Origin of the sequence: Vibrio sp. YIC-376 (assembly GCF_052353105.1) — a bacterium.
Classification (GTDB): Bacteria; Pseudomonadota; Gammaproteobacteria; order Enterobacterales; family Vibrionaceae; genus Vibrio.
Genome location: NZ_JBBWFK010000002.1, coordinates 369839 through 393597, shown reverse-complemented (window position 1 = coordinate 393597; position 23759 = coordinate 369839). Strand labels below are relative to the sequence as shown.

Sequence of the window (23759 nt, the reverse complement as noted above, 5' to 3'; positions counted from 1 at the left end):
CAATGTATCGCCTAACTGGTAGTTTAAAGAGAGCCAGTTTTAAACAATGGATGGATCCGGTTTGTCTTTGATTGATGTGGGTGATTTATGTGTGAGTGCGGAGGCTGGAACGTTGCAGCAATCGGTGTTTTTTGCGATTCGAGAGAAGATAGTCAAAGGTCTTTGGCCTAAAAATGGCAAATTACCTTCCACACGTAAACTTTCTCACGAGTTAAGTTTAAGCAGAAATACCGTTATTTCGGCGTATGAGCAGTTGGTCGCAGAGGGCTATCTTATTAGCCAGAGAGGCTCTGGCTTTTACGTCGCCGTAGAACTGCCTGAACAATATTTACCGGAAAAAGTACCTGTAAATATGACTAGTGCTCCAATTGTTAAGCATGACATTAACTCCGCATTTGCTCCTGGAGTTCCTGATTTAGCACTTTTCCCTACTGCTCAATGGCAAAAGTACCTTAATCGCCACTTGGCTAGAACTTCTCTGCTAGGGAATCAAGATATTCAAGGAAGCTGGGCACTACGCGGTGCATTGTCTGACTATCTAGCCTCAAGTCGTTCAGTAAATTGTACTCCTGAGCGAATCATTATTACTTCTGGTGCCCAACAAGCATTAAGTATTGCGACCATGGCAACATTGAATAGTGGTGACAAAGTGTTAATGGAGCAACCAGGCTATGCTCAAATGCGTAAGTTAATCCAATTTCAGCATTATCAGTTCGAGCCTTTGATTGTGAGGGAAAAGGTCGGATTTGATATTGATTCTGTGACAAGCAGTGACGCTGAGGCGCTCTACATTACGCCAAGTAATCAGTATCCAATGGGCACCACTCTGAATACCGAACAGAGAGGGAAAATTATCAATTGGGCAGTTCAGAATTCGTCCTGGATTTTAGAAGACGACTACGACAGTGAATTTCAGTTTGCGCACCGCCCGTATACCAGTTTGCAAGGATTAGCAGCACAAATGGGGCGGGATGATCACGTTCTTTACGTTGGATCTTTCAGTAAAGTTATGTTTAACGGTCTAAGGCTAGGTTATCTTGTCGTACCGAAAACGCTGGTCGGTAAATGCTTAATGGTTAAAGATGCGTTAAGTGGAAATTCGCCTAGTCATGTACAAGAGGCGATGGCTGATTTTATTGCTGAAGGCGGTTTGTTACGTCATATCCGAAGGATGCGCCGTATTTACAAAGCAAAACATGAACAAATGTGTTTCTCAATCGGTGAATACTTTGGTGATAGAGTCAGTGTGATTAGCCAGGCAGCAGGGTTACACATAACACTAAAATGGTGGTCAGGATGTGATGAACAAATATGGACGCAACGTGCGGCTAAAGAGGGCATCGTATTGCGTCCACTAAGTTTTTATGAGCATCCCGAATTCCAGTTTCGGGATTGGAATGGCGTGGTGCTTGGCTATGGCAATGTCGCTTTGAATGATATCGACTCTCTTGTAAAGCGATTATCTGAGTTGTTTTGAGCTAGTTACTCTATCGCTCGTGGTTGTCGCTTTTGTCCCCATTGTTTCCAGGGTAATGAAAGTAAAGCAAAAATAGTAAGCGCGTAGAACATAGACCAACCTAAACAGATAAATACGCCTGTACAAAGAAGTAAAGATACTCCAGCCAGTGCCTTACCAACGCCTTTAAGAAGCTTATATGCCGCCAACATAGCGAGCAGATAAATTAACACAAAAATGCTGTTAGCCAATTTGAGGAAAAACTCCAAATCGAGCTGTGAAAGTTTGCCTATGACACATGACAGCAACAGGACAATACCGACAAGTAATGTTGCTGACGAAGGGACGCCACGTCGGGATATTTTGGCCAGTTTACTTCCAGGTCGATGCTCACGAGCCTGACTCCACACCATCCGGGACAAGCTTTGAGTGTATAAATTCACACTGGCAAAGCAGGCAGAAAAACCGATCACGCTAATGACCCATTTGGCACTGTCTCCTAGTAGTTGTGCGCTTAGCCAAGGAATAGATGCACTATCAAACTGTGGTGTGCCATAAGCCCCAAACTTTAAGACAACCACTGAACATGCCCAGTAAGTAGCTCCGGCAACGAAGCATCCTACAATAATAGCGATAGGAAAGTCGCGTTGTGGGTTCTTAAACTCTTCACCCATATGCGCAAACGCCTCTATGCCGACAAAACACCAAAACATTACGCCCAGAGCTGCGGTAATTGGCCAAATCGAGTCTGCTGTGACGGTTGGCATGGTAAGATCAGCACTGTTGATTCCCCCTTTCCATAGAAAGGCGCCTACAAGTGCAAATACGCTAAGCGCAATAACGGTTTGCAAACGACCAGACGATTTTGTTCCCAGCAAGTTAACAAATATGAGTAGGGCGATAGTCAGCACTTGAGCGAATAAGTCATTATTTATCGGATCCGGGAGGAGTTGTTTAAGAAAACCTGCCGCGAGAGCGATAGCTGCTGGTATGCCAACGGGAATCACACTGACAAATAGCCAGGCAACGCTGCTTTCTAACTTTGCGTTAAAGGCTTTACGTACGAAGAAAGCGGTGCCGCCAGCGTTGGGATAGCGTTTGCCTAATTGAGCAAATGTTAGAGCAATAGGGCAAATTGCAGCAAACAGTAATATCCAAGCCCAGAGTGAAAAGTGACCTGCAATACCTGCCGCAATCGCCGGTATCATAAATAGACCTGTACCCATCAATGTTGTTGAAAGTTGGGCGATGCCGGATATAAGTGAGATATCTTTTTTGAGCTGTTCCATGCTGGTCTCTGACGGTGTTGAACTACGAAACTCTTAGAATAAATGAGTTCTGGAAAACAAAATGCGTTTCTGAGCCGACAATATGACGGTTGTTTCAAATAATTCCAACTAAATGTTGGTTTCTTATGAATTTAAAATCGTTATAAAATGAAGTAAATAAGGAAGAAGCGGTAAGTTTATGGACAAGTTTGACCTCAAGATCATTGATATCCTCCGACACAATGCTCGATTGTCAGTGACTGAAGTTGCTGAGAAAGTGAGCTTGTCTCGTTCAGCGGTAACGGCTCGCATTCGAAAGCTAGAAAATGACAAAGTCATCTTGGGATATCATGCAGAAATCGCCTCCAATGAAGGGGACTCGATTTGTGCTTACTTTGCTTTGAAGTTTGATACATCAACCTCTACTTACTATTGCGAATCTTACGCTGATGAGCTGTATAAGATTGATGGTGTAAAATGGTGTCATGCAATAAGTGGTGAAACTGACATGATGGTCTTTGTAGAGGTGCCAAACATGAATCGCCTTAATGAAATCAGAGATCAAATTCAACGCTACCCAGAGCTTCGTCACCTGATGACCCACACCGTATTAACAGAGTTTTTCAATACGACGGGTAATAAGTTTGTAAAGTGAAGCTCAAAACCATGGTCGTGATTTCCATTCGTATGGATAAAGAATGTTAAACCATATTAATTTAAATCTACTCAGATCTTTGCATGTTTTGCTAGAGGAGTGCCATGTTAGTCGCACCGCCGAGCGACTGCATATCACGCAATCTGCGGTGAGTCGCCAATTGGCCCAACTCCGTGAACTTTGTGGCGATCCTCTGCTTATTCGTCAGGGTAACCAACTGATCCCAACGCCTCGCGCGATAGCGCTAAAAGATAAGCTGGATTCTTTACTCGCTGAATTCGATCATCTTTTGCATGATAAACCATTTGAGCCTCAAGCCTGGCAGGGAGAACTTGTTATTGCGTCGAGTGATTATGTCGCGCAGTACGTTCTTCCCGATATTGCATCGCATCTAAGTGAACACGCACCAAAACTTGATATGGCGTATCGGCTTTGGCAGCCAGACTTTCTCGATAAGTTGCATGAGTTGGGGATACACATCGCCTCTTCTATGTATCCCGCGAAACCAGAAGGTGTATCAAGCATCAACATAGGCTCGGATACTTCGGTCTGTTTGATGAAGGATACTCATCCTTTGGCTAAGTGTGAGAGTATTAGTGCGGAACAGCTTGTCAGCTATTCACACATTAAAGTGACCGGCGGTGGTGATAAGGACTCCAGTACCGATCTTGCTTTAAAAGAAATTGGTTTGGAGCGTCATATCGCTTTCAAAGTACCTTTCTTTTCTGCAGCGGTTAACCGTCTGGTAACGAGTGACCATCTTATGGTGGTACCGGAGCATATTGCATTGAATCTGGCGAAGCACTGGAACCTCATCAATAAACCATTACCTATCAAGACACAGATACATGAATACTGGCTTATGTGGCATCCAAAATATGACACAGATCCTGCGCATCGTTGGGCGAGAGAGCAAATGTGTTTGATCATGCGGAAGTCAGAATACTCAATCCATTAAGTTATGATTTTAAGTTATAGCCTTTATGAAAAACTTTGATTTCTATTTATATCCCTTCACTTGATAGATTGAAGCCAAATAAGGAGAAGTTTCTATGACACTAACAGTTTGGCTATCACTTTTTACGATATGCTTATTAGGCGCTATGTCACCAGGGCCTAGCTTGGCAATTATTGCTAAACACGCATTGGCAGGTGGACGTATCAATGGATTGGCGACAGCGTGGGCACACGCGTTTGGCATCGGGATATACGCATTTATCACTTTGATTGGTCTGGCGGTTGTTTTACAACAAAGTCCGATATTGTTTAAAGCGATCAGTCTGACAGGGGCGGCGTATCTGGCGTATTTGGGGTTTAATGCTCTGCGTTCAAAAGGCGGTGTGGCTGCTAAACTTGAATCTGGGCAGGAAACCACCGTCGGTCAGTCGGCGAGAGAGGGCTTCTTTATCTCTATTCTCAGCCCCAAAATAGCACTGTTTTTTATCGCGTTATTTAGCCAGTTTGTCGCGTTGGGGAATGATCTCAGCAACCAAATGATCATAGTCGCGACCCCATTTCTTGTTGACGGCTTGTGGTATACCTTTATCACCATCGTACTATCTAGCGCCAAGGTGGTCGATCGCATTCGTTCAAAGGCCGTATTGATTGACCGCCTGTCTGGGGTTGTTCTTATGCTGTTGGCTTTGCGCGTTGTCATAACGATATAGCCAACCCGATCCCGGGATAATCAAAGCCTTCCAGCACCGCTCTTTTGCATTCAAACCATAAAAAAGCACCCAGCTTGATAAACAGGCTGGGTGTAAGCAAGGAGTTTCTCAGGAGCTTTATTAGCTTTATTAGCTTTATTGGGGGGGGGGGGGGGCGAGAAACACTTTGATACTTTTATCGGCGTACTTCTTCAAACTCGCCTTCTATCGCGTCCGCTTTTCCCGTATTGAATTCATATTCTTCCTGCGCCTCTCTCTGCATGTACTTAACGCGCTTCTCAATACGTTTACCAGTTATCAGTGCCGCGATGGTCAATGGGATCGCTATTATTAGGCTAAATACTAAAGCAAAAAAACCGCTAATCAGTGCCAGTGCAGTAACGATGATCCGATTCATAAACTTGACCTCTCTATTCGTCTATGTGTTCAGATTACCGCTCTGAATATGAACTAAACATGAACAATTTACGTTGCAATGTCTGAATAATGTCAAACTGTATATAAGAAAAAACGCCTGAGGGTGAGTTCAGGCGTATAAACGGGGGAGTTAAGATTAGTATTGCGCTTGCGCGCTTATTATAAAAAACAAATGTTGAAGTATAGTTCGCTACACCATGTGGTTAACGTTGTGGAGCAATGTTCACCTATCGAGGGAATGTTTGGTAACGAACACCCATCATTTGTTCCATACAGTGCACAACTTGGCAGCTGTAACCGAATTCGTTGTCGTACCAAATGTACAGTACACAACGTTTGTCTTGTGCGATAGTCGCTTGACCATCTACTACGCCTGCATGGCGAGAACCCACTAAATCTGTTGAAACGATTTCCGTTGAGTCCGTGTAATCAATTTGTGCTGATAGCTCAGAATTTAGAGCCATTCCACGTAGGTAGTCATTCAGTGAATCGCGATCCACATCTTGACCCAGGTTCAGGTTTGCTACTGCCATTGATACGTTTGGCGTAGGTACGCGAATTGCGTTACCTGTTAGCTTACCAGCAAGCTCCGGCAGTGCTTTTGCTACCGCTTTTGCAGCACCTGTTGAAGTCAGAACCATATTCAGAGACGCACTACGTCCACGACGGTCACCTGAGTGGAAGTTATCGATCAGGTTTTGGTCGTTAGTATATGAGTGAACGGTCTCGATGTGGCCTGATAGAACGCCATACTTGTCATTCAACGCTTTCAATACTGGAGTGATAGCGTTTGTTGTACAGCTTGCAGCTGAAATAATGGTGTCATCTTCTTGAATCACAGATTCGTTTACACCGAATACAACGTTCTTAATGTCGCCTTTACCAGGTGCGGTCAGAAGTACTTTCTCTGCGCCGTTACATGCCAGGTGCTGACTCAGACCTTCTGAATCGCGCCAAACACCAGTGTTATCTACCACAAGTGCGTTGTTAATACCGTACGCAGTGTAGTCAATATCACTAGGGTTGTTTGCGTAGATGATCTGAATAAAGTTTCCGTTAACAATCAGTGCTTTACGCTCTTCGTCGATGATGATGCTACCGTTGAATTGGCCGTGTACAGAGTCACGACGCAGTAGGCTAGCACGTTTTTCCAGGTCACCTTTCTTACCGCCACGAACAACAATTGCACGAAGTCTTAGTGGGTAACCAGGACCACTCTTTTCGATAAGAAGACGAGTTAACAGACGTCCGATACGTCCAAAACCGTAAAGAACAACGTCGCGAGCTTCTAGCGATGAATCTGCATCACGAGCGCCATGAAGTGCTGTTTGTAGGTAATCGCCAAGCGCAGCAGTATCTTCGTGTTCATTCCAATACTTGGTAGCCAACTGACCAACATCAACACGGCAAGAAGAAATGCTCATTTCACATAGCGCTTGAATGATAGGCATTGTGTGCTCTAGAGAAAGAGGGTTTCCAGTGTATCGTCTTGCTACGCGATGAGTTTTGAGAATGTCGATAGTAGTGGCGTTAATAAGCGTCTTACCGAATAGAACCACTTCGATTCCTTTTTGACGATAAAGCTTACCAATTAAAGGGGAAATAGATTCAGCAATCGTTTGGCTAGTTTGCCAGTCTTGGAGATATTTCTCTGGACTCATTGTTGTATTGGACCTTTCACGTTTTGGGGGCTAACCATACTCGCCGCTTTTACCTCTACGGTAGAGCGTAGGAGTCTGGTGGTAATGTAATCGGGTTGTAATAATTATGGGGCGGATTCTACGGTTGGAAGGCTTATTCTGCTAGGAAAAATAAATCCAGTTGAAACCACTGATTTATCGCCAAGATATGGATGATTAGTGTGACTAAAGCGTCGAATTTAAAGTGTTGACATTTTTAAAAATGCAAACTTATTTTGCGACGATAATGGTCATGTTCAAATCAAATGAGTGAAAATATATGTAGATGTTTCAGTTTTGTGTGATATCAATCGATAACGCAACTTAACTAGTAAACATGAAATGCATTATTGTGCCGATTCGTAATTACGCCTTAGGTATGAGCTGAATTTCATTGCTAAGGTGGATATTAAATATTAGAAATTTGCGGTAAGTCACAGTACGAAGAGGGCGAAATGTACAAAAAACACTCTTTAACCTTGCAAATTGAAAGTTTATTTACTGTGAGTTCGACAATTTGAGGCTTATATATGAGCTGGTAACCAATAAGTGCCCCAAACTAGCAGTCTGTTGGATCAGGAATGTTGAGGCATATCAATAAAACGACGGTTAGTATTGTTTCGATTCATTAAGTATTGGGTTTTTGTGACGATGTCACATTGAAAACTGCTGCTAATCTGCCAGTTTGTCTCGAAATATAAGCAGAACATGAGAGTTGTTTAATCGAGTAAACCTTGTTTAAATCGGCACTAGAAGCCGTAATGACCTTAGCTTTTAGAATCAAAATAAAAAGGAAGTGATATGTTTAAACTTGCGATTATCGGGACTAACTGGATTTCTCAACAATTTGTTGAAGCGGCTATACAAACAGGAGAATTTAGCCTCAAAGCGGTTTACTCGAGAGATATAGAGAAAGCCCGCTCATTCGGCACTCCATATAACGCTGACACTTTCTACGATAATCTGGAATCTTTGGAGCAAGATCCTGATATTGATGCTGTCTACATTGCTAGCCCAAATTCACTTCATGCGCCTCAAGCGTTGCAAATGTTAAAAGCCGGCAAGCACGTTATCTGTGAAAAGCCGATGGCTTCTAATTACGCACTCGCGCAAGAGATGTTTCGATGCGCTGAAGAAAATAATGTCGTTCTTTTCGAAGCTTTCATGTCACCTTACACGCCAAACTTTACCGTATTGAAAGAGAGTTTGCCGACGATTGCACCATTAAGACACGCCACTATCAGCTATTGTCAATATTCGTCGAGATATCAAAAGTATTTAAATGGTGAAAATCCGAATACTTTCAACCCGGCATTTTCCAATGGCTCGATTATGGATATTGGCTATTATTGTCTGGGTGCCGCTATTGAGCTGTTTGGAGAGCCTAATGAGGTTCAAGCGAGTGCCTATGTATTGCCATCTGGTGTGGATGGATGTGGCAGTGTGACACTTGCGTACGATGACTTTAACGTGAATCTACTACATTCAAAAGTGAGTGACTCATTGATTCCTAGTGAATTTCAGGGCGAGCAGGGCAGTGTATTAGTTGACATGATCTCCACTGGGCGTGGTGTTGAACGTATTCTTCGTGGTGAAGGCAAAGAGGTGCTGACACAGCCACAAACTGCAAATCACATGGTTTACGAAGCGGAAGCGTTTGCTAAACAGCTTAAAATGGGTGTCATAGATGAGACCACCAAGCAACGATCATTGACAGTAGCGAAGGTGTTAACGGAAGTAAGAAAACAAACTGGCGTTGTTTTTCCAGCGGATAAAACTGCTTAAGCTAGTTTGGACGGAACAACTTGATTTTGAAGCCCTCAAAATGAGGGCTTTTTTTGAATTACTTAATCTGACAACGTTTTATCGTGTCTTTAATCTAACTTTCTGGATAATTTTTCTATAGTACTGCGGTAGGTGAAATAAGCAGATAATCCAGCAAAAATATTACCAATACACGCACCGAGTAAAAGACCTTTTATCCCGCCAAGCTGAGATCCGATCCATAAACAAGGTAGAAAGAAGATGAACAGGCGCAATGCTGAAATTGTCAGTGCTGTGTACGACTTGCCTAACGCATTACAGATAGAAACCATGAGCATGCATACGCCTAATGAGCCTAAGCTAATAGGCACAATCATTAAGTGCATTTCTAACACATTTTCAACTTGATTATTACTCGTCATCAATACTGCCAAAGGGCTGGCAACTGCAAAGGTGATGACTGCAATTAATAGTTGGAAGCTGAGAATAAACTTCACTGCGATACTCACGAGAGATCGAATGTCTTTGTAATTTTTCGCTCCTAGCAAGCGTCCAACCATAGGTGGCAGAGACATCGTTAGCGCAAGAACCGATACTATTGCAAAAAACTCATAACGAGACCCTAATGCCCAGGCAGCAACAGCAGCAGTACCGAATCCGGCCAACAGTTTAGTCGCGAGCATTGATGATAATGGTGGTAACAACTGGCTCACCATTGCCGGGCCCATGATATTGCCAATTGATCGGACACTCTTCTTCACGTTTAAGTCTTGCCATTGTGCGATTGCCCAATGATTTTTTCTTACTCTTGGTGCTACCACGATAATTCCCAATCCAAATGCTGCAATGGTCGCTATCGCCGCGCCATTAATGCCAAGATCCAGAGTAAATATAAAAATAGGATCCAAAATCAGGTTTACAACGCTAGTGATCATCATCATAGTGCCAGGCAACATGGTGTTTCCGTTCGCTCTACAAATGCTGTAGTAAAAGTAAAGGACGGCCCCTGTCCAAGAGCTCAGTAACCACCAAGGCCAGTACGTATCGATGATCGGCATCACAGTGTCAGGTGCACTTAATGACGACAATATCGGGTAGCGCAGTAGCCAAATTAAAAGAGCGATTATTGCGACACCAATAGAGCCGATCATTAACACTAATCCGCCGAGTTGCTTGGCATATCGCGTTTCTTTTGATCCAATCGCTTTAGAAATAACAGCAGTGGTAGCGATGCCTAAACCCACTTGAATACCAATAACAACCATTTGTAGTGGGAGTGTGAAACCTTGTACCGCCAACGGCAACACACCTAGTTGGCCGATAAAAGCACTATCCACAAGTTGAAAGCTCATCAATGACCACACTCCGAAGAGCATAGGCCATGTCATGGAGAACAATTGCTTAGCAAGCGTTGGTTGCGTGTTGATCGTAGTTGAGGTCATAAAAAGTTAAATGGGGTTTGTGGATTGGGAATGGTGAGGGTTCATTGTACACGGCACTATAGTCGGTGACAAAAACAAACCCCGAGCAAGGTGCCTTACTCGGGGTTAGAATTTTCGCATTACTGGCAGTGTTTATTTTTTGCCGGTGTTTTGCTTGTCTTCTTCTGTCAGTTCATGAATACGACGGCTGATGTCACGACGAGCTTTAGAGATTTCTGCGCTCTTAATGATGTGGTCATCTACACGATCTTCGTAATCAGCTTTCATGTTCTTGATGATCACCAAGATTTCATCATGCGTCATTTCTGGCTTGATGTAGTCTAGTAGGTTTTCTAGAAGGTCTACACGTTTGCGGTTATCACGAATTTTTTTTTCGTTATCAAGAAGCTCACGTTGTAGTTTGTTTTTACGACGAGCTTGGTTAACGATCTCAAATACGCTACTCATAGTTCCCTTTCCTAATTTGTGAATACTTCCTCGATTAAAGCACAACATCCCGTGGCATAACAGTCTTAAGATCAATAGCGACGAAGAGTTGAACGCTTTTCAACCAATCACGATGCCCCTTACGTTACAACAACAGCTTACTGCTGGTTCATGCTGAACTTTACCTACCAGTCATCATATTTTTGCTGCGAATTTTGTATGGGTATACTTTCTTTCCATACTGTATAGAGTGATTTGTTGCGGGGGAAAATAAACCCAGAACGACCTAAACATGCTGATACGTTTAAGACAGATCTGCGGCTGATTTCAGGGAAGAATGCATCGATGCGTTGTCATGATTGAACCTTCACTATATTATCACCGCCATTAAATAAAAAATGATGACACTTGTTATGGACTCTCGTAACACTGCGGAGCAAGTCGACAGTCAAGATAGTGAAGAAGTCACAAATTCTTTGACTGAGAAGTTAAAAGCGGCATATATAGAAGCGCGCACTCAACTTGAGATTATTGAAGTTGAACTCAATCGTTCAAAGATTGTAATGATTGATGAAGACGGCAATATGAGAACAGTGCCTATCCTCTCCGAGCATTGAGACCGAAACCCGATTCGCAAAGGGGGTCAGGTCTTGCGCTATGCTTTAGCCTGACAACCTTATATCAAAGTGATTTTAAGTGAGTAGCGAACGCTAGACTGATTTTCTAATCCGGGAGCTTGAAATCACTGAGGTATTAAAATTCAAATGCAAAAAATAATAAGGAATGCATTATGAAAGTTGAGCTAACGGCAATAGAAGCACGAGTAATTGGTTGCTTAATCGAAAAAGAGGTAACAACTCCCGACCTATATCCTCTTAGTCTGAACGCACTTACCAACGCATGTAATCAAAAAAGCAATCGTGAACCTGTAATGGCACTGTCTGAATCGGAAGTGCTTGATGCAGTAGATGCGCTGATTGATCGCCGACTTGTTAGTGACGAAAGCGCTTTTAATAGTCGGGTCAGCAAGTATCAACACCGCTTTTGCAACACAGAGTTCGGCGATTTAAAACTCACCGAACAAGAAAAGGGCATCGTGTGCTGCATGTTGCTACGTGGGGCGCAGACTCCGGGTGAGATTCGTACTCGAACTAACCGTCTCGCGACATTCAACGATGTAAAAGAGGTTGAAACCGTTCTTGAGCATCTGGCAAGTGAAGATAAAGGTCCCTTGGTTATTAAACTCCCTCGTGAAGCCGGAAAGCGAGAATCTCGCTATATGCACTTATTCTGTGGGGAAGTGGACGTTTCTGCGCTAGCGTCAGCGTCGACATTTTCTTCTGGCTCTGACCGTGTTAGTCAGCTTGAGCAGGAAGTGGCTCAGATGAGAGAGGAACTCGATGCACTTAAAGCTCAGGTTGAATCTCTACTTTCATGAGTGAAAGTGTGGCTCAATATTGGAGTGTTTACCTGATAAGAAATAACCGTAATGCGTTATATTGTGGAGTAACCAACGATGTTGAGCGCCGGTTTAAACAGCATCAAGATGGCAAAGGAGCTAAAGCTCTGAAAGGTAAAGGCCCATTAGCCCTGGAATGGACGATGAATTTTGACTCAAAAAATAGTGCGATGAAAGCAGAGTATTTCATTAAGCAATTAGCTAAAAAGAAAAAAGAGTTATTAGTCGAGTCTAAAGCCTCCATTGCCTTTGATGATAACCAAAGCTTGAGGTTTACACTAAGATAGCTTTATTGCCGCGATCGACATCGACGGACAACAAAACAATTTACGCTTTGAATTTGCACAAAAGAAACCGCCGACGTTAGGCGGTTTCTTTTTACCTAAAATGTGCTTTTGGTACAAAATTAACGCTACTGTCAGAGTAATAGACTGATCAATTAGAGATTGGTTTTGATGGTCTTAGAGAACCGTGGGAACGCGAATATTCGTTTGTTATGTAGGACATTTCTGACGCATAATGGCGCTACACAAAAAATATATTGAAACCAAGACTCAGTGGAAGGTAGATTACGTCAGTAATGGATGACTCGGCTAGATAATAAATAGAGCTGATTTAGGCTCAATAAAAACTAAAAGAGCGATAGATGAAAAAAGAGTTCGTATTCTCCCTTGTTTTAATGGCCGGTATTGTCCCGGTATCTCAAGCATCCCAAGTCTTGAATGGATATTGGGAATATCAAGAGTTTCTGGACGAGTATCCTGAGCAAAAGAAGCTGACTAACGCTCTTGCTGAAGCTGTCCGAGAAAAACCAATTCCAATTTTGAATGAGAAAAAGCGCGAGCTAAAGATTTCAGTCGTTTATCCGGGCCAACAAATTTCTGACTATTGGATCAGAAACATTGATGCATTTGAAAAGCGTTTGGATAAGCTCAACATCGATTATCAGCTAAATCAGGTTTTTACTCGCCCAAATGCAGATATTAAACAGCAAAGCCTTTCTTTGATGGAGGCGTTGAAAAGTAATTCTGACTACCTGATATTTACTCTCGATACCACAAGGCATCGCAAGTTTGTCGAGCATGTTTTGGATTCGAAGAAAACCAAACTGATCTTACAGAACATCACCACTCCAGTAAGAGATTGGGATAATCATCAGCCGTTTCTTTATGTTGGTTTTGACCATGCAGAGGGCAGCAGAAAATTGGCTACGGAATTTAGTAAGCGTTTCCCGAAGCACAGTCGCTACAGTGTTCTCTATTTCTCTGAGGGATACATCAGTGACGTGCGAGGGAATTCATTTATTCACCAAGTAAGCCGTGATAGTGACTTTGAACTACAATCTGCTTACTACACTAAAGCGACGAAGCAATCGGGGTATGAAGCGGCTAAAGCGAGTCTCGATAAGTATCCTGATGTTGAGTTTATTTATGCATGTTCCACAGATGTAGCGTTAGGAGCGGTAGAAGCGCTGGCAGATCTTGGTCGTGATGATATTATGATCAACGGTTGGGGAGGGGGCTCTGCAGAGCTTGATGCTATATTAAACGGAGAGTTAGATATTACCATTATGCGAATGAACGATGATACGGGCATTGCCATGGCAGAAGCCATAAAGTGGGATCTGGAAGGAAAGTCAGTACCAACCGTATATTCTGGTGACTACGAAATCGTTTCTAAATCTGATTCTCCGGAAAGAATAGAAGCCTTAAGAAAACGCGCATTCAGATACTCAGATAATTGATGACAAATACATCAACCAGAAAGCGTCGTTCATTGTCGACGCTCATTACGAAAATAATTATTCTCGTTCTTGCTCCGATTATTTTAGGCATATTCGTTCAGAGTTATTACTTTTCCAAACAGATCATTTGGCAAGAAGTCGACAGGACTAAGCAACAAACATCAGCCCTGATTCTGAATATATTTGACAGTCATTTCGCGGCGATTCAGATCCATCACGACAGCAATTCAAAAAGTGATGTGGTTCTGAATTTTTACAGCGTTCGAGATGAAGAAGCCTTAAATCTCTTTTTCCTCAGCATTGATCAGAGTGACCCTTACCACACGCCGGAAATTCGCTTTCTGAGTGATCATCAAGGCATCATTTGGGATGACGGAAATGCGCATTTCTACGGTATCAATGATGCCATACTCAACAATATTGCCCGTAACGTAACTTTCACTAATAACTGGTATTACATTACTTCGCACACGCCAATGGGCGCTCGACACCTGCTAGTCAGGAGAGTGCCTGTTATGGAGCCTCAGAGCGGTGAAGTTATGGGCTACTCATACAATGTCGTTGTTCTGGATAACAACTTTGGCCTCATGGAAAGGTTGAAGAACGAAGGGAACGTCGACAACGTTGTGTTGGTGTCGGGTGATTTGCCATTAGCTAACTCGTTGGCAGGCAATGAGTCTTATAAAATCTTTGATGTATTAAAACGTAAAGAATCGCAGCAGAAACTTGATGGTCTACTGATTATTAAGACGCCAATTGAGGTAAATGCGGCTCATACAGACTTGTCTCTTCTTACTGTGCAAGATAACCAGAGTGTTGTGATGCTTCAGGTTCAGCATCTATTAGCGATGTTGGCTTCAGTGATTGGCATGATTCTGATTGCCTTATTGACCAAAGAGTGGATAGAGAACAAGGTAGCAGAACAACTTGGTTCCCTGATGTCGTACACCCGATCCGCTCGAGAAGAAAAAGGCTTTGAGCGATTTTGTGGCTCAGACATTGAAGAGTTCGATGACATAGGGACAACTTTGGAGAATACGTTCGAAGAACTTGAAGCACAAAAACGTTCCTTCAGGGATCTGTTTAACTTCGCGTTATCACCAATGATGGTATGGTCTGAGTCTGGCGTATTAATCCAAATCAACCCAGCGGCAAGAAAAGAGCTTGTGCTAGAGAGTGTCAATGAGACCATGCATCCTGTATTTAGGCGCTTTAAAGAGAAATTGATTCCTCATTTACGTATGGCAGCGCAAGGCGCAACATTAACAGGCGTCAATGTACCTATCGGTGAAAAGGTGTATCGCTGGAATCTATCGCCGATTCTTGTTGATGGAGACCTCAACGGAATTATTGTTCAGGGGCAAGATATCACGACGCTCATTGAAGCTGAAAAGCAGAGTAATTTAGCCAGAAAAGAAGCGGAAAAGTCGGCTCAGGTTCGAGCGGATTTCTTAGCTAAGATGAGCCACGAAATTCGAACACCAATAAACGGAATTTTAGGTGTCGCTCAGTTGCTTAAAGGCTCTGTAAAATCCCAAGAACAAAGTAATCAGATCGACGTACTTCGTCACAGTGGCGAGCACTTACTTGCTGTTTTGAATGATATTTTAGATTTTTCCAAAATCGAGCAAGGGAAATTTAACATTCAAAAACATTCTTTCTCCTTCACTGATACCATTCGTACATTAGAGAATATTTACCGGCCTATTTGTGAAAGCAAAGGTGTAAAAATTATTATCGAAAATCGGTTAGATCCTCATGTTGAGCTCTTTACTGATCAAGTGCGCCTTAATCAAATTATGTTTAACCTCCTCAGCAATGCGGTCAAATTTACTCCTTCAGGGAGTGTTCGACTAAGTGCTGTCTTAGAGCAGTTTGAGGGGGCAGAAAATAGTGTGCTGGTGGTTGAAGTTACCGATACTGGTATTGGTATTGACCCTAATAAACTGGATCAAATGTTTGAGCCATTTGTGCAAGAAGAGGAAACCACCACTCGTGAGTATGGTGGTAGTGGCTTGGGGCTGACGATCGTTAAGAGCTTAGTCGATATGCTGGAGGGTGATGTACAAGTTCGCAGCCAAAAAGGGCATGGAACCACATTTGTCGTTACTCTACCTGTGAAAGATCGTGAACGGGCACTGACGGAATTTGAATCAGAGCAAAATGTGAAGCCTGAGGACCTGTTTGAGAGAACATTAAAAGTGCTGCTCGTTGAGGACAATCACACCAATGCTTTCATTTTAAATGCATTCTGCAACAAGTATAAAATGCAGGTAGAGTGGGCGAAGGATGGACTGGAAGCCATGGAGCTTCTAAAAGAGAACACCTATGATTTAATCTTGATGGACAACCAGCTTCCCCATTTAGGTGGAATCGAGACTACAAAGGAAATTCGTCGCAAGCTTAATCTTGGTATACCAATCTATGCTTGTACCGCGGATACCGCCAAAGAAACCGGCGACGCATTTATTGAAGCTGGAGCGAACTACATATTACTCAAGCCAATCAAAGAAAACGCATTCCATGATGCACTTGTAGACTACAAACAGCGTTTTTTGATCGAACGAACAAAATAGAGCTGCACACTAGGCACAGTTTGAGGATGACTTAAATTGTGCCTTTTTATTCGTCTTTATAACCACCTAACCTCCCAGTTATTTCTTCGCAGTAGCTTTAATTACGTTAGTGATCGGCGCTCCCGTTTCCGCAAATCATTCAACGTGATTTTCATCACAAAACTATTTACTTAGCATGCTAACTATTTTATATTACTTAGCACGCTAAGTAATTGAGTAATTCTTATGATCAACGCAAGCAATCTTTTTAGAGATCTTTCCATCGCTGAAAAATTATCTCGTGTTTCTCGTTTATGGAAAATGGTTGCTGATAGAGAGTTAGAGCCTCTGAATTTGACTTATCCTCGCTGGACAGCTTTATGGAAGTTGTATCGATTGGGTGACAATGTCAGTCAGAAGCATCTCGCTGAAGCACTAGAAATTGAATTGGCGTCGTTGATGAGAACGTTAAAGTTACTGGAAGAACAATCACTGGTATCGCGACGTTGTTGCGATCACGACAAGCGCGCACGCATTGTTAGTCTGACTGATGAAGGTAAAGCGCTACTGACTCAAATGGAAGATCGCATTCTTCAGGTCCGCAGAAAATTATTGTCAGGCATCAGTGATGAAGAGCAGGAAAAAATGAGCTTAATCTTAGAGCAGATGGCTCACAATGCACTCGATACTCTTAGCGAATAAGTCAGAAAACCGAATAGAGAGAAGTTGACCCCCATGACTCCAGACCAAAAGTTCGCTCGCTGGATTAAATATTCCTGCGTTACATTTGTCCTTGTTTTTGCTTATTTCCTTATTGCTGACCTAGCAATGCCTCTTACGCCTCAAGCAATGGCAACTCGAGTGGTTACTAAAATCGCTCCTCGTGTGAGTGGACAAATCACGGAGATTTACGTAACGAATAACCAAGAAATTCATAAGGGCGATATTTTGTTCCAGATCGACCCGCAACCGTATCAACTAGAGGTGGAGAAGGCTCACCTGAATTTGGAACAAGTGATTCAAAATAACGCGCAATTAGATGCTTCAATTGCTGCTGCGAAAGCAGATGTTGAAGCAAATAAAATTGTTGCAGAGCAAAAGGTTCGTGAAGCAACGCGTTTAAATCAATTGTTTTACCGTAATGGTACTTCTCAACAGCAACTTGATGACGCACAGAGTAGCGCAACCGCAGAAAAAGCGAATCTATTGGCGGCTCGTGCTCGCCTGAAGCAGCTTGAAGTTAGCCGTGGTGATTTGGGAGACGAGAACGTCAATGTTCGTGTCGCTAAAAACCAGCTAAAACAAGCGGAATTAAATCTGTCCTATACAAGAGTAGTTGCTGAGCACGATGGGGTCGTCGCTAACTTACAGTTAGAAGAGGGTGCTTACGCATCGGCTGCAAGCCCATTGGTCGCGTTGGTATCCGATGATATTGATATCATCGCTGATTTTCGTGAAAAAAGCCTGCGCCACTTTAACCATGACAGTCGCGCATTGGTGGCATTTGATAGATTACCAGGTGAAGTTTTTGAAGCTCGAATCACGAGTATTGATGCAGGGGTGAGTTCGGGGCAGTTTGATGCTGATGGCCGACTTGCTACGCCGACTGAGACCGACCGTTGGGTAAGGGACGCGCAACGTATGCGTTTGCATTTATCAATTGCTGATCCACAAACCCATTCATTCCCTGCTGGCGCTCGTGCAACGGTACAGCTATTGCCTGAGAATACGATTTCTGGCTGGTTTAGTAACCTGCAGATTCATTTCTTGAGTGCTTTGCATTACATCTATTAATTGGGAGGTGGTATGAAGTTATGGGACCACCCCATGTCGGAGAATGATCTCCGGCAGTGTCTGCGTATTGCAACCGGAGCCACAATAGGTTTCACCCTGTGCAAAATCTTTGGCTGGAACTACGGTGTGTTTTACACAGTGACACCTATGCTGCTGCTTGGCATGGTGCCAGTAATAAACTTGCATGCAGCTCGTCAGATGATATTCGCTGCGGTAGTTTGTGGTCTTGAGGTAGGAATTCTTGGCGGGCTGTTTGGCGGTCATCCATTTTTGATGACACTGATTGCTTTTGGTTTGTTTCTGTACAAATTTGCGTGTATGTCCAAAGGAAGTCTCTTCCTATTTGGTGCAAGTAGTGTACTAAACCTGAGTATCATGCTGCACTTTTCCAGTTACGTTACTACCGATTTGAATGATCTTATCTTTAGTAATCTGGAAGCGAATATTATTTCAGTCATCGTTGCTTATTTGGTGACGTTTATCATTCCAGATGCTGAGCCTCGTCAGCCACCAGTTAGACCATCTGAGCCAAAGAAAAGTCACCGAATGCGTCATGAGGCGCTAATGGGTGCGAGTATTGCTACCATGTCCTTTTTGGTGTTTCAGATCTTTGACTTGAATGACTCACTATCTGCTCAGGCGACGACAATACTCTTACTGTTCCCAATGCACTGGAACGGCGCACTTGGCTATGCGCGCAAAAGAGCGATGGGCACCCTGCTAGGGGTAACGTTTGGTATCACAACTCAGATCATTCTCTATGACTGGTCTGGTACTTTGTTTTTTGTTGTTCCTCTGCTGTGGATAGGTGCGATGATATTCAGCTACATGCACGTGAAAGAATCGAGTGGCTCAGGTGCAGGTTTTGGTGGCTTAACAACTTTAGGGATTCTATTTGGTCAGTACTTGGCTCCTAATGGTGATTTGATTTTTAGTGCGCTTTACCGAGTGAGCAGCATAATATTCGCAATTGTCGCGACCTTATTGGTGACCTACCTGATACATCGATTGCTGAATAATTTCGAGGCGACAAGCTTCGGGGAGCAATAGACGTAGTTTAAATGATTACTGTCACACGTTGCTGGACAGAGGAAGGCTGTACCAGCAACGCTATCTTCAACCTGCTCTGCCATAGAAATAGACTTCTCAAACGTCATACCATCCCCACAGTTCATCAGTTGCTCTTCCAACAGTCCCATCGGAATATCGATAAATAAGGTACGTGTTGTGTGAACTGTTGAGATCCTTTTCTTTAACCAAACAACATAATGCTAATTGGGTATCGTAACTAACGGTGTACCGGCGGACGATAAGACTGGCTGAGATCACTTTTCATAAATATTTGGCTGGCGATAATACTGCCAAACGTCACCAACAACAGCGCCAGCCACGTGAGTGTATCGGGTTGTTCATCAAATATAGGCATAGCAAACAGCGCTGCAATCACTGGTGTGAGAGATCCAAAAGCGGCACTGGCTTCTGCACCAATAATTCTAATCGCGTATATAAAGGTATATGAAGCAATTAATCCTGCTCCCACACCCTGAAGCATGGCATGGCCGAACAACTCTTCCCAAGGCCAGTGCTGTATTGGCGTGACCACTAAATAGCTTTCTACCCAACCAAAGCCCACAGCAATGATCAGCATTGCCAGCGAAATAATTGCAACAAAGCCCGCGCAAACATGCGCGTTGAGATTAGCGACACGCGCACTGATGGTGAATACTGCCCACATTATACTGCCAGTCAGAAATAGCAGGTGACCTTGCATTTGAGACCAGTTGTATTCGTCACCTGTGTTTGAAAACAGGAACACGAGGATACCCAGTAAGACGGTCACAAGGCCGAATAAGCGATGTTGACTTAATGCTTGTCCGTAAAAGATAACGGCGATTGATGACACGAATAGAGGCAAGGTGCCAGGCACTAACGCGCTACCGTGAGCAACGGGTGCAAAATGCATAGCACTACCAACCACCAGTAAGTATGGCAGTCCGCTGCCCACAACCGCGCCGGCTAAGTACTTATTGGGTACTGCACTAAGCACCTTCTTATGTTTTAAGACAAAGGGAAGCAATACCAGACTTGGGATAAGGAAACGAACCAAGGCAATATCGGCAGGTTGCAGTACAGATATTGCTCCTCCTTTCAAAGAAATGAAAAAACCAGACCAAAGAAGTAAAGTCACAAATATAGCTGCATATCCCAGAATCATGCCCGATGTATCCACTTGTTAACGATACGTTAATTGTCGAATAAAAGTGACGCACAATGGTGGCAAAATGTGACGTAATTTATTTTAATATTGGTTATAAAGTGCGTGTAAACAACAAAATTTGATTATTTTTGGCAGGATACGGGAAATGGATAAAATTGACAGGCAGTTGCTTAATCTCATTCAAAGAGATGCCAGACTCACGACCGCTGAGCTTGCTGACCAAGTGGGACTATCTCCTTCTCCTTGCGCAAGGCGCATAAAGCGTTTAGAGCAAGAAGGCGTGATAAGTGGTTATCGCGCAATGGTAACTCGTTCCACTGTGGGGATAGCGATGACGGTGTTTGTTGAGGTCAGTTTGAATAATCACCAAGCTTCTTCTATTGATGATTTTGAAAGTGCGATTGTTGACATGGAGGAAGTGATTTCGTGTCACGTCGTTTCGGGGGCCTACGATTATTTATTGGAAGTTGTCAGTAAGGATCTTGCTGGTTATGAGAATTTCACGAGAAAACTACAAAGACTAGAGAACGTGAAAGACATCCATACTCATTTAGCGATCAGGCAGGTAAAAGGGAACAGCAGTCTACCGATTTATGCGTGATCGAGAGGATAGAGGTGAGTCTTAAGGGCTCTGTAAGATAGGCCGCTAATTGAGAGCGGGGGGCTGATCATGATATTACTGTTGCCATGATCAAAAAAGCGAAGTCTGTTTCCTGACTTCGCTCTATAAATCTTTATTTTTTAAATCTATACGATTTATTGGTGGTCCTTGTATTGTGATATTTCACAATTCCCGGTGTGTCTGTCAACTTTAAATGAGAAAGCAGCTGAATGGTATTCCCTCCCATCACTCCAAATTGTTTCTCCAAAGATTTTACACAGATCCAAATCACTGATTGAACCAAACCTTTTAACATGCCTAACTACTGACAAAAACTTGGCTTTAGTAGTATTAGGTTCATTCCTGTTACTTAATCGATTGATAACCATTTTGTAGCATCATCTCCAGCCAATTGTGACTTTTTGTTAAACTTTATTAATGGCTAAATTAACCAATAATTGGTCACAAGTAAAGCATTATTGTGATCTATGTCTCTCTATTTTGCCTGATTAAAGTGCAACTAGTTGAGTTTCATGGGATAGATCAATTGTTGGTGTTATTTTTTTTATTTCCGCTTTTTGCCATTTTTAATGCACTGGCTTCTTCGTCATAAAGTTTAGCTAGACCAAGATATTGTAAGGATAGGTTGGTATAGTCATCGGCAAGTTGATTGGCATTTATCTGGTACCACTCTGCGGTAATTTGATTTGCCATCTCATCCGCATTTTTACAACTTTGGGCTAATTTTTCCCAGGCATTGGCCGACCATTTAGATTGTGTGCTGAGTTTTGTTAGCGCTTCTGCTTTATGGCTCAACTCTTGACGATATTTTATGGAAGAGTCTAGCTGGGTCTGGAGCATGTCGCGTCTCGACTTTACGCGCCAAAGCATCACAAGTTCCTCTGGAGAAAACTGCTTCGATAATAGCGGTCGTTGTTTGTGTTCAAAAAGTAGTGCATTGAAGACTTTAACATGCTTATTATAATTCGACTCTAACTGGTTGAATTGGTAAAGATTGTCATTCCATGAAGACGGATTACATGGTTCATTTGAGTATCCAACTGAAGGAATGATAAAAAGTATCAGTATCCATTTAATCTTATTGATCATTATTTTTCACGTTAGTTAAGCGATTGTAATTATAGTTTATTTCTGGCGACTATTAATAAAGCATCTTTTTGGATGTTTGCCTAAAGAAAAAGGAAACGTATATGAAGAAAGCTCTTATCGCCATTGTTGTTGTTTTACTGCTTGGTGGGTCTGGCGCTGGTTACTATTTCTTCTTTATGCAAGAAAATCAACCAGAACCGGCAACAGAAAAGCCATCAGCTAAGTCGCAACAGAGTGAAAAGGTCACAAAGCCGATTATGGACTTGGGATCTGTTCAGCCCGAAATGACAGAATATTACGTCATCGATCGTCAGATTAATGTTTACAACAAACCTGACCATAACGCTTTAGTCGTCGACACCCTCTACAAAGGAGAAAAAGTCGCCGTACTCGAAAAATATAACGGTTGGTACCGTATGTCCGATTACCTCGTCTACAAAGAAGGCGGTGAGGAAACAGCAGAATGGCTTGATGCCAAAGGGCTTTCGGATGCTGAGCCGGTGATTAAAGAGCAAGAGCGTTTGGAAATCCTTGATGGTTATTTACAAAAGTCAGACGATTTAAAAGAACATCAGGAGATTTTCCGCGATAAGACACAGCAATTGTTGGACGAAAACACCTGTGAGCCGGATGATTTCGAAGAACTTGGGGGATGGGTTCGTTCGGTGACTTACAAAGAGCGCAATGTCTACTTCATTTACTGCAGTGGGCTAGAGCAAGAGAATAAAATCTACCTCGATGCAGACAGCGGTGAAATATTTTATCGTTAAGCGTCGAAAACTTCTCTTTGGATAAATATGGAATCAGAGATTTAGAACTTTTTAGTTGTGAAGCCTAGTTAATAGGCATAGTATCAACTGGCTGTGTTAATAAACTCAGCTTATTCTTCTTTTAGTGAGTTTTCATGCCTCTGATTTATTTGAGAAAGCTGTTTTTTTTGTTACTTGCAATGGTATTGGTACCAGTGCATGTTTCAGCTGCGCGCAATGATCAGAAAGCTCCCTTACCGCACTTTTCTACGTTACAACCGTTTGTAGTCACAGGTACGACATCAGACACAGACGTTGATCTTTCTCAAGGATCAGAAGAGTCAACGCAAGCTCCCGTATCTGAAGGTCATGCAAATTCAGATACCTTGGCGATTTTTTCTTCTCAACGCTGGGCTTCTCATCTGCGTGAGGGGCTTAATGATGCAGATATCGATTTTACCAACGATCTCAACACGCCATTTTATGCAGATGTAGGTTACACCTATAGCTTGGAAGGCCTTAACTGGTGCCAAGTCCAGTCTGTTTTTTATCACCTCACAAGCGAATATCGTATTTCTGGTTGGAAAGAAACCAACGCGATGTACGTCGCACTCAATAGCCAGTTTTCTGCTTAAACACCATCACTTTGCACAGTAAGTGCAATCTCAATACGATGACTCTATTTATCAGTACGTCATGTTCTGAGCATTCTGTACCCACTATTTTTCTGGGTAGAGGTTGTCGTGTCTTGAAGC

The 23759-nt window shown here is 42.9% G+C and carries 23 protein-coding genes; 16 read left to right on the top strand and 7 right to left on the bottom strand.

Annotated elements, in window-relative coordinates; all coding sequences use genetic code 11:
- Positions 1–46 precede the first annotated feature (46 nt).
- Positions 47–1477 carry a MocR-like pyridoxine biosynthesis transcription factor PdxR gene (gene pdxR / locus WJM94_RS06015; RefSeq protein ID WP_444493329.1) on the top strand — a complete coding sequence of 477 codons (1431 nt, stop codon included), beginning with the start codon at positions 47–49 and terminating at the stop codon, positions 1475–1477.
- A gap of 5 nt (positions 1478–1482) precedes the next feature.
- On the opposite strand, the gene yjeH is transcribed toward pdxR, so the two are convergent.
- Entirely contained in the window at positions 1483–2745 is a 1263-nt protein-coding gene (gene yjeH / locus WJM94_RS06010) for an L-methionine/branched-chain amino acid transporter (RefSeq protein ID WP_444493328.1), read from the bottom strand.
- Positions 2746–2923: 178 nt separating this feature from the next.
- Here yjeH and WJM94_RS06005 point away from each other — a divergent pair, with 178 nt between their 5' ends.
- The 3 genes from WJM94_RS06005 (at position 2924) to WJM94_RS05995 (ending at position 5046) form a co-directional block, all read left to right on the top strand.
- Positions 2924–3379, top strand: coding sequence for an Lrp/AsnC family transcriptional regulator (locus WJM94_RS06005; RefSeq protein WP_444493327.1), 456 nt, complete (start codon positions 2924–2926; stop codon positions 3377–3379).
- Between the two features lie 43 nt (positions 3380–3422).
- Positions 3423–4337 (top strand): LysR family transcriptional regulator, encoded by a 915-nt coding sequence (locus tag WJM94_RS06000; RefSeq protein ID WP_444493326.1) that lies wholly within the window; start codon positions 3423–3425, stop codon positions 4335–4337.
- Between the two features lie 94 nt (positions 4338–4431).
- On the top strand, positions 4432–5046 hold the full coding sequence (locus tag WJM94_RS05995; protein WP_444493325.1) for a LysE family translocator: 615 nt from the start codon (positions 4432–4434) through the stop codon (positions 5044–5046).
- Between the two features lie 175 nt (positions 5047–5221).
- Here WJM94_RS05995 and WJM94_RS05990 read toward each other — a convergent pair whose 3' ends face one another.
- Positions 5222–5443 carry a hypothetical protein gene (locus WJM94_RS05990; protein ID WP_444493324.1) on the bottom strand — a complete coding sequence of 74 codons (222 nt, stop codon included), beginning with the start codon at positions 5441–5443 and terminating at the stop codon, positions 5222–5224.
- Positions 5444–5690: 247 nt separating this feature from the next.
- Complete coding sequence (locus tag WJM94_RS05985; RefSeq protein ID WP_444493323.1) at positions 5691–7124, bottom strand: glyceraldehyde-3-phosphate dehydrogenase; 1434 nt, start codon at positions 7122–7124, stop codon at positions 5691–5693.
- 819 nt (positions 7125–7943) lie between these two features.
- Between WJM94_RS05985 and WJM94_RS05980 the strand changes: the two genes are divergently transcribed.
- A complete protein-coding gene (locus WJM94_RS05980; RefSeq protein ID WP_444493322.1) occupies positions 7944–8927 on the top strand; it encodes a Gfo/Idh/MocA family protein in 984 nt (327 codons plus the stop codon).
- An 89-nt stretch (positions 8928–9016) separates the two neighbouring features.
- Here WJM94_RS05980 and WJM94_RS05975 read toward each other — a convergent pair whose 3' ends face one another.
- Together WJM94_RS05975 and WJM94_RS05970 are read right to left on the bottom strand one after the other, a co-directional pair.
- Positions 9017–10348 (bottom strand): MATE family efflux transporter, encoded by a 1332-nt coding sequence (locus tag WJM94_RS05975; RefSeq protein WP_444493321.1) that lies wholly within the window; start codon positions 10346–10348, stop codon positions 9017–9019.
- A 132-nt stretch (positions 10349–10480) separates the two neighbouring features.
- Positions 10481–10795 (bottom strand): DUF496 family protein, encoded by a 315-nt coding sequence (locus WJM94_RS05970; protein WP_444493320.1) that lies wholly within the window; start codon positions 10793–10795, stop codon positions 10481–10483.
- A gap of 392 nt (positions 10796–11187) precedes the next feature.
- Here WJM94_RS05970 and WJM94_RS05965 point away from each other — a divergent pair, with 392 nt between their 5' ends.
- The 8 genes from WJM94_RS05965 (at position 11188) to WJM94_RS05930 (ending at position 19376) form a co-directional block, all read left to right on the top strand.
- Positions 11188–11391 carry a hypothetical protein gene (locus tag WJM94_RS05965; RefSeq protein WP_444493319.1) on the top strand — a complete coding sequence of 68 codons (204 nt, stop codon included), beginning with the start codon at positions 11188–11190 and terminating at the stop codon, positions 11389–11391.
- A 173-nt stretch (positions 11392–11564) separates the two neighbouring features.
- The gene (locus WJM94_RS05960; protein WP_444493318.1) at positions 11565–12212 is read left to right on the top strand and encodes a YceH family protein; all 648 of its coding nucleotides are present in this window, start codon (positions 11565–11567) and stop codon (positions 12210–12212) included.
- Entirely contained in the window at positions 12209–12520 is a 312-nt protein-coding gene (locus tag WJM94_RS05955; protein WP_444493317.1) for a GIY-YIG nuclease family protein, read from the top strand. The genes WJM94_RS05960 and WJM94_RS05955 overlap by 4 nt, the downstream gene beginning before the upstream one ends.
- A 359-nt stretch (positions 12521–12879) precedes the next feature.
- Positions 12880–13977 carry an autoinducer 2-binding periplasmic protein LuxP gene (locus WJM94_RS05950; RefSeq protein WP_444493316.1) on the top strand — a complete coding sequence of 366 codons (1098 nt, stop codon included), beginning with the start codon at positions 12880–12882 and terminating at the stop codon, positions 13975–13977.
- Positions 13977–16553 carry a quorum-sensing autoinducer 2 sensor kinase/phosphatase LuxQ gene (luxQ, locus tag WJM94_RS05945; RefSeq protein ID WP_444493315.1) on the top strand — a complete coding sequence of 859 codons (2577 nt, stop codon included), beginning with the start codon at positions 13977–13979 and terminating at the stop codon, positions 16551–16553. The genes WJM94_RS05950 and luxQ overlap by 1 nt, the downstream gene beginning before the upstream one ends.
- A gap of 225 nt (positions 16554–16778) precedes the next feature.
- On the top strand, positions 16779–17234 hold the full coding sequence (slyA, locus tag WJM94_RS05940) for a transcriptional regulator SlyA (RefSeq protein WP_444493314.1): 456 nt from the start codon (positions 16779–16781) through the stop codon (positions 17232–17234).
- Positions 17235–17267: 33 nt separating this feature from the next.
- Positions 17268–18326 (top strand): HlyD family secretion protein, encoded by a 1059-nt coding sequence (locus WJM94_RS05935; RefSeq protein WP_444493313.1) that lies wholly within the window; start codon positions 17268–17270, stop codon positions 18324–18326.
- A 12-nt stretch (positions 18327–18338) separates the two neighbouring features.
- Entirely contained in the window at positions 18339–19376 is a 1038-nt protein-coding gene (locus WJM94_RS05930; protein WP_444493312.1) for a DUF2955 domain-containing protein, read from the top strand.
- A gap of 238 nt (positions 19377–19614) precedes the next feature.
- Here WJM94_RS05930 and WJM94_RS05925 read toward each other — a convergent pair whose 3' ends face one another.
- Positions 19615–20541, bottom strand: a complete 927-nt coding sequence (locus WJM94_RS05925) for a DMT family transporter (RefSeq protein ID WP_444493311.1) — start codon at positions 20539–20541, stop codon at positions 19615–19617.
- A 148-nt stretch (positions 20542–20689) separates the two neighbouring features.
- Between WJM94_RS05925 and WJM94_RS05920 the strand changes: the two genes are divergently transcribed.
- Entirely contained in the window at positions 20690–21145 is a 456-nt protein-coding gene (locus tag WJM94_RS05920; RefSeq protein WP_444493310.1) for an Lrp/AsnC family transcriptional regulator, read from the top strand.
- 543 nt (positions 21146–21688) lie between these two features.
- Here WJM94_RS05920 and WJM94_RS05915 read toward each other — a convergent pair.
- Positions 21689–22255 carry an ATPase gene (locus WJM94_RS05915; RefSeq protein ID WP_444493309.1) on the bottom strand — a complete coding sequence of 189 codons (567 nt, stop codon included), beginning with the start codon at positions 22253–22255 and terminating at the stop codon, positions 21689–21691.
- A gap of 101 nt (positions 22256–22356) precedes the next feature.
- Here WJM94_RS05915 and WJM94_RS05910 point away from each other — a divergent pair, with 101 nt between their 5' ends.
- Complete coding sequence (locus tag WJM94_RS05910) at positions 22357–23025, top strand: SH3 domain-containing protein (protein WP_444493308.1); 669 nt, start codon at positions 22357–22359, stop codon at positions 23023–23025.
- Between the two features lie 134 nt (positions 23026–23159).
- The gene (locus WJM94_RS05905; RefSeq protein ID WP_444493307.1) at positions 23160–23639 is read left to right on the top strand and encodes a hypothetical protein; all 480 of its coding nucleotides are present in this window, start codon (positions 23160–23162) and stop codon (positions 23637–23639) included.
- The last annotated feature ends 120 nt before the right edge of the window (positions 23640–23759 follow it).

Coding starts and splice junctions, on each gene's coding strand:
- pdxR (WP_444493329.1), top strand. CDS start 47: ATGGATGGATCCGGTTTGTCTTTGATTGATGTGGGTGATTTATGTGTG.
- yjeH (WP_444493328.1), bottom strand. CDS start 2,745: ATGGAACAGCTCAAAAAAGATATCTCACTTATATCCGGCATCGCCCAA.
- WJM94_RS06005 (WP_444493327.1), top strand. CDS start 2,924: ATGGACAAGTTTGACCTCAAGATCATTGATATCCTCCGACACAATGCT.
- WJM94_RS06000 (WP_444493326.1), top strand. CDS start 3,423: ATGTTAAACCATATTAATTTAAATCTACTCAGATCTTTGCATGTTTTG.
- WJM94_RS05995 (WP_444493325.1), top strand. CDS start 4,432: ATGACACTAACAGTTTGGCTATCACTTTTTACGATATGCTTATTAGGC.
- WJM94_RS05990 (WP_444493324.1), bottom strand. CDS start 5,443: ATGAATCGGATCATCGTTACTGCACTGGCACTGATTAGCGGTTTTTTT.
- WJM94_RS05985 (WP_444493323.1), bottom strand. CDS start 7,124: ATGAGTCCAGAGAAATATCTCCAAGACTGGCAAACTAGCCAAACGATT.
- WJM94_RS05980 (WP_444493322.1), top strand. CDS start 7,944: ATGTTTAAACTTGCGATTATCGGGACTAACTGGATTTCTCAACAATTT.
- WJM94_RS05975 (WP_444493321.1), bottom strand. CDS start 10,348: ATGACCTCAACTACGATCAACACGCAACCAACGCTTGCTAAGCAATTG.
- WJM94_RS05970 (WP_444493320.1), bottom strand. CDS start 10,795: ATGAGTAGCGTATTTGAGATCGTTAACCAAGCTCGTCGTAAAAACAAA.
- WJM94_RS05965 (WP_444493319.1), top strand. CDS start 11,188: ATGGACTCTCGTAACACTGCGGAGCAAGTCGACAGTCAAGATAGTGAA.
- WJM94_RS05960 (WP_444493318.1), top strand. CDS start 11,565: ATGAAAGTTGAGCTAACGGCAATAGAAGCACGAGTAATTGGTTGCTTA.
- WJM94_RS05955 (WP_444493317.1), top strand. CDS start 12,209: ATGAGTGAAAGTGTGGCTCAATATTGGAGTGTTTACCTGATAAGAAAT.
- WJM94_RS05950 (WP_444493316.1), top strand. CDS start 12,880: ATGAAAAAAGAGTTCGTATTCTCCCTTGTTTTAATGGCCGGTATTGTC.
- luxQ (WP_444493315.1), top strand. CDS start 13,977: ATGACAAATACATCAACCAGAAAGCGTCGTTCATTGTCGACGCTCATT.
- slyA (WP_444493314.1), top strand. CDS start 16,779: ATGATCAACGCAAGCAATCTTTTTAGAGATCTTTCCATCGCTGAAAAA.
- WJM94_RS05935 (WP_444493313.1), top strand. CDS start 17,268: ATGACTCCAGACCAAAAGTTCGCTCGCTGGATTAAATATTCCTGCGTT.
- WJM94_RS05930 (WP_444493312.1), top strand. CDS start 18,339: ATGAAGTTATGGGACCACCCCATGTCGGAGAATGATCTCCGGCAGTGT.
- WJM94_RS05925 (WP_444493311.1), bottom strand. CDS start 20,541: ATGATTCTGGGATATGCAGCTATATTTGTGACTTTACTTCTTTGGTCT.
- WJM94_RS05920 (WP_444493310.1), top strand. CDS start 20,690: ATGGATAAAATTGACAGGCAGTTGCTTAATCTCATTCAAAGAGATGCC.
- WJM94_RS05915 (WP_444493309.1), bottom strand. CDS start 22,255: ATGATCAATAAGATTAAATGGATACTGATACTTTTTATCATTCCTTCA.
- WJM94_RS05910 (WP_444493308.1), top strand. CDS start 22,357: ATGAAGAAAGCTCTTATCGCCATTGTTGTTGTTTTACTGCTTGGTGGG.
- WJM94_RS05905 (WP_444493307.1), top strand. CDS start 23,160: ATGCCTCTGATTTATTTGAGAAAGCTGTTTTTTTTGTTACTTGCAATG.